This is a genomic window from Streptomyces sp. NPDC057654 (assembly GCF_042800135.1).
Classification (GTDB): Bacteria; Actinomycetota; Actinomycetes; order Streptomycetales; family Streptomycetaceae; genus Streptomyces.
Window position 1 is genome coordinate 1 of the sequence record NZ_JBHVHQ010001177.1, and the last position, 2,072, is coordinate 2,072.

Genomic DNA, 2,072 nt, shown 5'->3' on the forward strand with positions numbered 1-2,072 from the left:
GCCCGTCCGGCGGCCGCCGGCGCCGCTGCCCGGACCGAGCTCGCCGACGGCCGGGGCGACGCCCTTGATCATGTCTTTCGTCAGTGCCGATGCGGCGGACGGGCTTGTAGTTTGGGCAGGGTGATGGGGCAGCTCGTTGATCAGGTGAACCGCCGGCGCCACGAGGTCTCCTCGGCCCTGGCCGGGCTGAGCCGCCGCGAGCGCCTCGCGGACCTCGTGCTGTGGGCCGGCCTGTGCGTGCCCGTGGGCTACGACCTGATCCGGCTGCCCGCACCGGCGCTGGCCGTGTACGCGGGGATGCCCGCCCTGGCCCTCGCCATGCTGCTCTCCCGCGTGCTGCCGCTGCTCTCCCTCTACATCACCGTGGCGCTCAGCCTCTGCGTCACGCTGAACCTCTTCAACTCCTCCTTCTGCGTGGCCATGCTCGTCATGGGCTATCTCGTGGGACGCAGGATGCGCCAGGAGCGGCCCGCGCTCGTCGGCTTCGCGGTGATCGCGGCGGCCGGACTGGCGGCCGTGGCGGCGAGCGGCGAGAACCTGTGGACCTGGTTCACGATGGCCGTCACCCTCGGCCTCAATGTGCTGCTGCCCTGGATGGCCGGCCGCTACCGCCGCCAGTACGCCGATCTCACGCGGGCCGGCTGGGAGCTGGCCGAGCGCATGGAGCGCGAGCAGCAGATCGTCGCGGACCGCACCCGGCTGCGGGAGCGCTCACGCATCGCCGGCGACATGCACGACTCCCTCGGACACGAACTGAGCCTGCTGGCGCTGCGCGCCGGGGCCCTGGAGATGGCCCCCGACCTCGACGAGCGCCACCGCAAGGCCGCCGGGGAGCTGCGGGCCGCCGCCGCGAGCGTCACCGAGAGCCTGCACGACGTCATCGGCGTGCTGCGCGAGGACGCGGAGACGGCCCCCAAGGCCCCGGCGCGCGAGTCCGTCACGGATCTCGTGGAGCGCGCCACCGCCTCCGGCCTGACGGTCGCCCTCACCGAGGAGGGCGAGCCGGTGCAGCTCGCGTTCATGGTGGACCGCGCCCTGTACCGGGTGGTCCAGGAGTCGCTGACCAACGCCGCCAAGCACGCGCCGGGCGCCGCCGTCACGGTGTGCATCGCGCATCTGGCGGACGTCACCGAGGTACGGGTCGTCAACGACCCGCCTCCGGTGCGGCCGGACGCCTCCTCCGCCTGGCACACCGGTCTGCCCTCGGGGAAGAACGGGCTGGTGGGGCTGCGCGAGCGGGTCCGGCTCGCGGGCGGGACGCTGCACACCGGCCCGTACGAGGGCGGTTTCGAGGTGGAGGCGCGGCTGCCGCACGCGGCGGGCGCGGCCCAGCCGCAGGGGGAGGAGAGCGAGAGCGAGGACGCGTCGGAGTCCGCGTTCCAGCGGCGGCACGCGCAGCGCCGGGCCCGTCGCGGCCTGAAGCAGGTGATCTTCGTGCCGCTGGTGGTCGCCGCGGTGCTGGCCGCCCTGATGGGGGCCTTCTCCTACATCCAGACGGAGCAGTCCGTCCTGGACTCGGCGAGCTACGAGCGGCTGCGTGTCGGGCAGCGGCGGTCGGAGGCGGAGGACCTGCTGCCGTCGCTCCAGACGGACGTGCCCCCGCGCCGTGACGTGAAGCCGATGCCGCACGGTTCCACGTGCCGCTACTACCGGATGTCGCGGGAGCCGGACCCCACCCACGCCTACCGGGTGTGTTTCGCACACGGCCGGCTGGCGGCCAAGGACGTGGTTCCGCTTCCGGGCGACTGAGGCCCGTTCAGGCATGGCCGAATCCGGTCCGCGCGCGTATTCGTACGCGGGCCGGGTTCGGCATACCGTAATTGACCTCGGGGAATCATGTTCCGGTCGGTTGCGGGTCTTCTGTCGTTCGGGCGGACTTTTCTCCTCCGTTTATAGCGGCCATTGACTCCAAATCGATCACTTGTCTACTGTCGATTCCACGCTCGCCCGTCGAGGTGCCGACGGGCGGGGACAACGGGGTAGGCGGCCGCACGGTTCGCTCGGCGAACGCGGCAGCCTTGGTTTGACGGACGGGGGACCGCGCGTGTCACGCGCCACGGGGAGGATTGCGG

The 2,072-nt window shown here is 72.2% G+C and carries 1 protein-coding gene; it reads left to right on the forward strand.

Annotated features, from left to right (window positions below; translation table 11 throughout):
- The first annotated feature begins 144 nt into the window (after positions 1-144).
- Positions 145-1,749 (forward strand): sensor histidine kinase, encoded by a 1,605-nt coding sequence (locus ACFU99_RS41740; protein ID WP_384403479.1) that lies wholly within the window; start codon positions 145-147, stop codon positions 1,747-1,749.
- Positions 1,750-2,072: the final 323 nt, after the last annotated feature.